This is a genomic window from Massilia eburnea (genome assembly GCF_050709955.1).
GTDB lineage: Bacteria > Pseudomonadota > Gammaproteobacteria > Burkholderiales > Burkholderiaceae_D > Rugamonas > Rugamonas eburnea_A.
The window spans coordinates 266,365-274,183 of record NZ_JBNZFX010000001.1 but is presented as its reverse complement, the minus strand read 5'-3'; the positions used below and the strand labels follow the sequence as shown (position 1 = coordinate 274,183).

At 64.8% G+C, this 7,819-nt stretch carries 8 protein-coding genes; 2 read left to right on the top strand and 6 right to left on the bottom strand.

All coding sequences use genetic code 11. The features are described 5' to 3' along the window. The 4 genes from ACQ4MM_RS01360 to ACQ4MM_RS01345 all read right to left on the bottom strand — a co-directional run. The coding region (locus tag ACQ4MM_RS01360) for a sensor histidine kinase (protein WP_431475671.1) at positions 1–1,071 on the bottom strand (1,071 nt) is incomplete at its 3' end. After that, a complete protein-coding gene (locus ACQ4MM_RS01355) occupies positions 1,001–1,888 on the bottom strand; it encodes a CHASE3 domain-containing protein (RefSeq protein ID WP_431475670.1) in 888 nt (295 codons plus the stop codon). The genes ACQ4MM_RS01355 and ACQ4MM_RS01360, both read right to left, overlap by 71 nt. A gap of 105 nt (positions 1,889–1,993) precedes the next feature. Further along, positions 1,994–2,431, bottom strand: a complete 438-nt coding sequence (locus ACQ4MM_RS01350) for a hypothetical protein (protein ID WP_431475669.1) — start codon at positions 2,429–2,431, stop codon at positions 1,994–1,996. Positions 2,432–2,444: 13 nt separating this feature from the next. After that, entirely contained in the window at positions 2,445–3,380 is a 936-nt protein-coding gene (locus ACQ4MM_RS01345; RefSeq protein WP_431475668.1) for a zinc-dependent alcohol dehydrogenase family protein, read from the bottom strand. 108 nt (positions 3,381–3,488) lie between these two features. On the opposite strand from ACQ4MM_RS01345, the gene ACQ4MM_RS01340 reads away from it, so the two are divergent. After that, positions 3,489–4,367, top strand: a complete 879-nt coding sequence (locus tag ACQ4MM_RS01340) for a LysR family transcriptional regulator (RefSeq protein ID WP_431475667.1) — start codon at positions 3,489–3,491, stop codon at positions 4,365–4,367. Here the strand turns inward: ACQ4MM_RS01340 and ACQ4MM_RS01335 are convergent. Further along, on the bottom strand, positions 4,364–5,365 hold the full coding sequence (locus tag ACQ4MM_RS01335) for an aldo/keto reductase (RefSeq protein WP_431475666.1): 1,002 nt from the start codon (positions 5,363–5,365) through the stop codon (positions 4,364–4,366). The two genes, ACQ4MM_RS01340 and ACQ4MM_RS01335, sit on opposite strands and share 4 nt — an antisense overlap. Positions 5,366–5,466: 101 nt before the next feature. Between ACQ4MM_RS01335 and ACQ4MM_RS01330 the strand changes: the two genes are divergently transcribed. Further along, positions 5,467–6,360 carry a LysR family transcriptional regulator gene (locus tag ACQ4MM_RS01330; RefSeq protein ID WP_431475665.1) on the top strand — a complete coding sequence of 298 codons (894 nt, stop codon included), beginning with the start codon at positions 5,467–5,469 and terminating at the stop codon, positions 6,358–6,360. A 97-nt stretch (positions 6,361–6,457) separates the two neighbouring features. Here the strand turns inward: ACQ4MM_RS01330 and ACQ4MM_RS01325 are convergent, their stop codons facing one another. Further along, the gene (locus ACQ4MM_RS01325; RefSeq protein WP_431475664.1) at positions 6,458–7,819 is read right to left on the bottom strand and encodes a thioredoxin family protein; all 1,362 of its coding nucleotides are present in this window, start codon (positions 7,817–7,819) and stop codon (positions 6,458–6,460) included.

The window sequence follows — 7,819 nt, the reverse complement described above, 5'->3', positions numbered from 1 at the left end:
GCGCAAGATGACTTTGCCGCGATCGGTAAACTTGACCGCATTCGACAACAGGTTCTTGAGGATCTGCTCCAGCCGCTGCCGGTCGGTATAGATCGTGGCCGGCAAGCCAGGCAGCAAGTCGACCACGAACTGGAGCTGCTTCTCCTGCGCCAACGGCGCGAAGACCGCATGCAGGTTATCGATCATCATCTGCAGCGCCACATCCTCCGGCGCCAATTCAAGCTTGCCCGCTTCCACTTTGGAGATATCGAGAATATCGTTGATCAGCGCCAGCAGGTCGTTGCCGGCGTTGTAGATCGTGAGCGCAAACCGCACCTGTTCCGCATTCAGGTTGCCTTGCGCGTTATCGGCCAGCAGCTTGGCCAGGATCAGGGAACTGTTCAAGGGCGTACGCAGCTCGTGCGACATATTGGCCAGGAATTGCGACTTGTAGTCGCTGGCCCGTTCCAGGTCGCGGGCCCTGGCTTCGATATCGACCCGTGCCGCCGCTAGCGCGGCGTTGCGCTGGTCCAGCAATTCCGCCTGCAAGGCCAGCTTTTCGTTGCTTTGTTCCAGCTCCACCTTCTGCGTTTCCAGGCTGGCCTGGGAACGCTCCAGCACGCGCGATTGCTCTTCCAGCTCTTCGTTGGCGGTGCGCAGCTCTTCCTGCTGCACCTGCATTTCCTCATTCAGCGACTGGGTTTCCGCCAGCACTTCTGCCAGGCGCTGGCGCGCGATTGTCGCGTCGATCGCCATGCCGATATTGCCCGCCACCAGTTCGAGGAAGTCCAGTTCACGCCGCCCTGCTTCGCGCATGAAGCCCAGCTCCATCACCCCGTTCACGCGGCCGTCGCTGTGCACCGGCAGCAGCACCAGTTGCTGCGGCATGCCGTCGCCGAGCGACGACGTCACCTTGATATAGCCCTCCGGCAGCTGTCCCAGGTGCACCGCTCGTCGCGTGCGCGCCGCCTGTCCCACCAGTCCTTCGCCGGGCAGCAGCTGCTGGCCCCTGGTCTGGTCTTCATGGCTGAAGCCATACGCCGCCATTCGCTCCAGCGAGCCGTCGGGCTTGACCACGTAGAACGCGGCCACCGCCACGTCCCAGGTAGCGCGCCAGGAATTCCAGCAGGGCCGCGGACAGCTGCGGCAACGCCAGCTGCCCGATGCCCTGCTCGGCGAGCTGGCCCTGGCCTTCGCGCAGCCAGGCCTGGTGCTGCAACTGGTAGGCATGCGTGTGCTGCTCCTGCAGTGCGTCGCGATAGACCGTCGACAGCCGCAGCAGGTCGCGCCGCCCAAGCCAGGCCAGCACGCTGCTGACCGCCAGGCTCACCGCAAGGAAGATCGCTACGGTCCAGAATCCGACCACGCGCACTGCCTCGCCGCGCGTCGCCCTCTGCCGCTCTTCATGCTCGATGAAGGCACGGAATTGTTCGCGCAACTCGTCGAACGGCACCTTGCCCATTCCCGAGCGCACCATGCCAAGGTAGTCGCCCTGCTGGCGGCGGGCGGCGATGATCTGGTCCGCGGCGCGCAGCCATGCCTGGTGCTGGGCGCGAATGTGCTGCAGGCGTTCCACCTGGGTCGAGTCGTCGGACACGATATTGGACAGGAAATCGGTCGCCGTTTCAAAGCGCGGACGTGCCGCGACATAGGGCGTGAGATAGGCCTCATCCCCCGTCAGCAGGAAGCCGCGCATGCCGGTTTCCATGTCGACCGCCAGCTTGCGCAATTCCTGCGCATTGCCGATCGCGCGCTCGGTGGTTTCTACGTCGCTCCAGGTGCTCATCAGGTAGGCGAACAGCACCACGAAAATGCCGGCAGCAACAATCCCGCCAAGCAGCGGTACCCTTACGTTGCGGTTCAGGATTCGGCGAAAACCCTGGTCATCGATGGTCGAACTTCTTTGCATGGGAATTGTCGAACTGTCATCGGGAAGATTCCAGTGTACCCCTACGGCGGAGCTTGCGCGGCAATCGTGCGCGGGGACTATAATTGCTTTCAAACCAAACACGCCCTATCGCCCATGCGCAAAATCCTGACTGTCGTGCCGCTGTTTTTGCTGGCTGGCTGCGTTAATGATTCCGCAACTTTCTACGCGGACGGCACGCGCGAACACACGCTGACCGTGCGGCGGCAGCAGGAATTTTTCTGGAAAGAAGACGCGCAGTACACGCTGATGGCGGCGCGCCTGCCGGAATGCCAGCGCGCGATTTCCCTGGGCGAGATGCCGCTGGAAGGCTTGGAGTTCGAATTGTTTGCCAGCGGCGATAACGTCTGGAGCCTGCGCGCCGGGAAATATGTGTGGCAGGTCGAGACCCAGGGCTGCACCCTGGTCGCCGAAGGCGGCAATACCGCCGCCACCGGGACCAAGCTGGGAACCTATGCCGCGGAGAGCAAGAAGTCGAAGATGCGCTTCGATGCGGAGGCTACCCCGGCGGACGGGGGCGCCCAAGCCGCAATAGGTATCAGCCGATATCTACCACCACCTTGCCGCCGCCCGGCGCGGCGTGCGCCTGGTTCGCCTCCGCGAGCGGGAAGCGCCGCGGATTCACGTGCACCTTCAGCTTGCCCGCATCAACCAGCCGCGCCGCTTCGCGCAGGATGGCGCCATGTGCGGCCCGGCCTTTGCCGGACAACAGCGGCAGCAAGGTAAATACGCCCGAATAGGTCGCCGCGCGGAAGGACAAGGGCGCCAGCGCATGGGTCCCCCAGCCAAGGCTGCTGACCACGTGCCCGCCATACTGGCGCGCTGCGCGGAACGATGCATCCAGCACTGCGCCGCCTACCGTGTCATACACGATATCGAATTCTTCCCCATCCGCCTGCTCGATGAAGCGGGCGCCCATGGCTTCGATCAGTTCACGCTGGGAGGTCCGGCCGGTAGCCGAGACCAGCGCTCCATGCGCCAGCGCCAGCTGCACGGCCATGCGTCCAACGCCGCCGGCACCACCCTGCACCAGCACTGAATCGCCTGCCTTCACGCGGGCCCGGTCCACCAGCCCCTCCCAGGCGGTGATGAAGACCAAGGGCAGCGCCGCAGCTTCGCGCAGGCTGATGCTGCGCGGCGCCAGCGCCAGCAAGCTGGCATCGACCGCCGCGTATTCCGCCAGAGAGCCCTGCACGCCACCGACGCCGCCCGTCATGCCAAACACTGCGTCACCGGGCGCGAAGCCGCTAACTCCCGGCCCCACGGCCTCCACCACGCCAGCCATATCAATGCCCAGCACTGCGGGCAGCGGCATGCGCGCATGCGCGGCCTGGCCTGCGGCGATCTTGAGGTCCAGCGGGTTGACGCCGCTGGCGTGGATGCGCACCAGCACCTGCCCTGGCGCCGCTGCGGGCTGGGGAATATCGCCGAGGATCATTGGCTTGCCGGCGGCTTCGAGAATCATGGCTTTCATATCTAGAACTCCTGTGGGTTTCAATGAATTCCAGTGTAGGCAGCACAAGCCGCGGGAAAAACAGGGCCAGGCTGCAAACAGAATCCACGAATTGTGGATAATGGAAGCATGGATAAACTCGATGCCCTGCGGGTCTTCTGCGCAGTCGTGGAAACGGGCGCTTTTTCGCGCGCGGCGGAAAAGCTGGGAATCTCGACGTCCTCGGTCACCGCCCAGGTGAATGCGCTGGAATCCCATTTCCAGGTGAAGCTGATGCATCGCACCACGCGCAGCATGTCGCTGACTGGCGAGGGACGCGAATGTTATGAACAGGCCCTGCGCCTGCTGGCCGCAATGCAGGACCTGGAGGCAAACCTGCAGCAGGCAACGCAGGAAGCGCGCGGCACCCTGCGCGTCAATATGCCTGGCCTGGTTTCGCGGCTATATGTCGCGCCGGCCCTGCCGCGCTTCCTGGCCCGGCATCCGGGCATCACACTGCAGGCCAGCGCCAGCGACCGGATGGTGGATCTGGTGGAAGAGGGTTACGACGTTGTGCTGCGGCTGGGTGATATCGGCGACGCAAGGCTGGTGGCGCGGCCGTTGCTGCCAACGCGCTTCGTCTGCTGCGCGTCGCCCGGCTTCGTCGCGCGCCATGGCGCGCCCGCTGTACCTGAAGAACTGGCGGGTTTCGCTTGCCTGCACTTCATCCTGCCCCGTGCCGGCCGCCTGCGCGAGTGGCAGTTTGCGGATGGCGCGGTATTCACGCCGCCGTCGCGCGTCGCATTCGACCACGTGGATTCGCTGGTCGAAGCCTGCAAGGCCGGTGCCGGTATCGGCCAGTTCCTGTCGCTATCGGTGGAGCAGGAACTGCGCAGCGGCGCGCTGGTTCCATTGCTCGCGGAATACCAGGCAGCGGGGCCCACGCTGACCGCCCTGTACCAGCAGCGGCACCAGCGCGCAGCCAAGGTGCAGGCTTTCATCGACTTCCTTGGCGAGGTTTTCGCTTAGGCTGCCTTCTCGCTGTCGAGATGCGATAGCTGGTGGTCGTTGTAGCGGCCACCAGCTGCGGCGCCTTGCGGCACGATCAGTTCCAGCGCGTCCAGGTCGGATTGCAGCAGCACCGCGTCGAGCGCGCCCAGCGCTTCCTGCAGCCGGCTACGGGTGCGGGCGCCGACCAAGGGCACAATGTCGGTGCCTTGCTCCATCACCCAGGCAATCGCCAGTTGCGCCACGCTGATGCCTTTGGCCTGCGCCATTGCCCGCATGCGCTCCACCAGTTCCAGGTTGTGCTTCAGGTTCTCGCCCTGGAAGCGCGGGCTATGCAGGCCGCGGTAATCCTGCTCGCCTTCGCGCTGCGCCGTCCAGTGCCCGCTGATCAAGCCGCGCGACAGCACGCCATATGCCGTAATGCCAACGCCCAGTTCACGCGCCGTTTGCAGCAAGCCGTTTTCGATGCCGCGCGAGATCATCGAGTACTCGATCTGCACGTCGGTGATCGGATGCACGGCATGGGCGCGGCGCAGGGTGTCGGCATTCACTTCGGACAGGCCGATGTGGCGCACATGGCCCTTGCGTACCTGTTCCGCGATGGCGCCGACGGTATCCTCGATCGGCGTCGCCGGATCAAGGCGCGACGGGCGGTAGATGTCGATGTAGTCGGTACCCAGGCGGCGCAGCGAATAGGCCAGGAAGTTGGCCACCGCCTGCGGGCGCGCATCGTAGCCGATAAAGCCGCCGTCCGCATCGCGCAGGGCGCCGAACTTGACGCTGACCTGCACTTGCTCGCGGTCGCGGCCCTGCAGCGCTTCGCCCAGCAGCATTTCATTGTGGCCCATGCCGTAGAAGTCGCCGGTGTCGAGCAGGGTGACGCCGGCATCCAGCGCGGCGTGGATGGTGGCCAGGCTTTCGGCGCGGTCGGCCGGGCCGTACAGGTCGGACATTCCCATCAGGCCCAGGCCGAGCTGGGAGGTTTGCGAGCCGGTGCTGCCAAGTTTGCGGGTTTCCATGTGTGATCTCCAGGTGGGGTTTCGATGGAGACCATTGTGCTATTATCGAATTCAACAATAAATACAGCAGTTATTACTTCTTTATTCGGTGATAGTTAACAATGGACCAGTTCAAGGCCATGCATGTCTTCCTGGCGGTGGCCGACAGCAAGAGCTTCACCCAGGCCGCCGAACAGCTCGACCTGCCCCGCCCTACCGTCACCAACGCCGTCCAGGCCATCGAGCAGCAGCTCGGGGTGCGGCTGCTCCAGCGCACCACGCGCAAGGTCAGCCTGACGGTTGAAGGGCAGCTTTACGTTGAGCGCTGCCGTGCACTGCTGAATGAGCTGGAAGACATCAATGCCCTGTTCCTGTCCGATGGGCGCAAGCCTTCCGGGATGATACGGGTCGACCTGCCGGAGCGCATCGCGCGCTTGAGCGTGATTCCCGCGCTGCCGGATTTCTTCACCCGCTACCCGGACATCAAGATTCGCGTTGGGGCTAACGACCGCATGGCGGACCTGGTGGGGGAAGGGATTGATTGCGCGGTGCGGGCGGGGGTGCTGCGGGATTCGACCCTGGTGGCCAAGCCGCTGGGGGCGATGGTGCAGGTAAACGTGGCGTCGCCTTCCTACCTGGCGGCGCATGGCACGCCGCAGACGCTGGAGGATTTGCGGGAGCACTGGGCGGTCAATTACTTCTCCAGCCAGACCGGGCGCGATTTGCCCTGGGAGTATGTGGCGGATGGCGAGTTGAAGACGCTGTCGGTGCGCAGCAAGGTGTCGGTGGGGAGTTCGGAGGCTTACCTGGGCGCTTGCCTGGCGGGGATCGGCCTGGCGCAGATTCCGCTGCCGGGGATCGAGGCGTTGCTGGAGCGGGGGGAGTTGGTGGAGGTGCTGCCGCAGTGGCGGCCGGCGCCGATGCCGGTGTCGATTATTTATTCGCACAACCGGCATCTGTCGCCGCGGGTGCGGGTGTTTGTGGATTGGCTGGCGGAGGTGTTGCGGCTGGGCTGAAAACCGGTAGATCTGGATCAGACCCAAGGGTCTGACCCGATACGCGACGGCCGCCGGTCGGGTCTGACCCTATGGGTCTGACCCTGGTTTACCGGTTTTAAACGCCCGCGCGAATAACGCCTGCCAACGCCAGCCCCGCAGGCAGCTTCGCCAACAACTTCTGCGCCTGCGTCAAATTGCGCTGCTTGAACCCATCCGGCGCATTGGCAAAATCCTGTGCCAGCCCCGCCGCCGCCACCTCGATACGCGCGCCATCACCAGGCGTGGTATCGATCAGCGCCGACAGGTAAGTCGCCCCCCACTGGATCCGCGTAGCCGGCCCCACAGCCGAACGCCACGCCTTCTCATACCAATCCAGCATCCCCGGCAAATCCCCGCGGCGCTTGGCCGCGGAAGCGAGGCTCAGCTTGAAGTAATACGGCGCATGCGACTCCGTCAGCGTCGCCTGCAGCAAGGCCTCAGCCTCCGCATGCAGCCCCGCATCATTCAACGCACTGACTGCCGTGTTGACCAGCGTATGCCGTCCGTACTTGTCTTCCACCAGCGCCAGCGCCTGCTGCACACGGGTACGCACAAGCTGCGGCAAGCCTTCCGCCGCATAGCCCATGCGCGACATGCGCACCTGCAAACGCACCGCAGTCAAACGGTCCGGCGCCGACAACCACATATCCTCAGCCCACACATGCGCAGCCTGCGCCATGGCAGTCGCCAGTTCAGCGTGACGCGCCGGCGCAGCGCGCACCAGCTGGTGGCCGCTATTGCCGAAGATGTCCATATTGACGCGCGCCACGCGCGCATCGCCCAATACCTTCAACAGGAACTCAGGCGATGCCGCATCCACCACGCGGCCAGCCTGCGCCACCATCGCGTGCAGGCGCAGGCGGGTGGCAGCATCTTCCACCTGGCGCGCAGCAGCCGGCGCCTCACCAGTCACCGAGGCGGCAGCCAGTTGCGACAGGGTGGTCAAGGTCACGCCCAGGTCGCGGCCTTGCAGCAGCACGCCTTCGTCGGTATCCCAGGAGTAGTTCGCCAGCAGCGTCCATTCGGACGGCGACAGGGCACGCGTGCCATCCAGTGCCGCGGCCATCGACTCGCCCGCCGTATGGCCGGCAAAGCGCGCCGCCATCAAGGCTTCGCCAAACAGTTCGCCATCGAGTTCGCACGGCAGGCGGGTGATCTCGCTGCCATCCGGGCGGTACATCACCATGGTTGGATAGCTGCGCAGCTTCAGGCGCGCGGCCATCGCCTGCGCGTTCGGGCTGTCGCCATCGAGCTGCATCGCCACCATGCTTTGCAGCTTGGCGGGGAATTCTTCGCGCCCGAAGATCTCGTACTTGACCCGGTTGCACGGCGGGCACCATGCGGCGGCCCAGTACAGGAACAGCGGACGACCGGCAGCGCGGGCTGCCTCCAGTGCGGCATCGAAACCGCCCTCGAACCACTCGATCGCGTCAGCCAT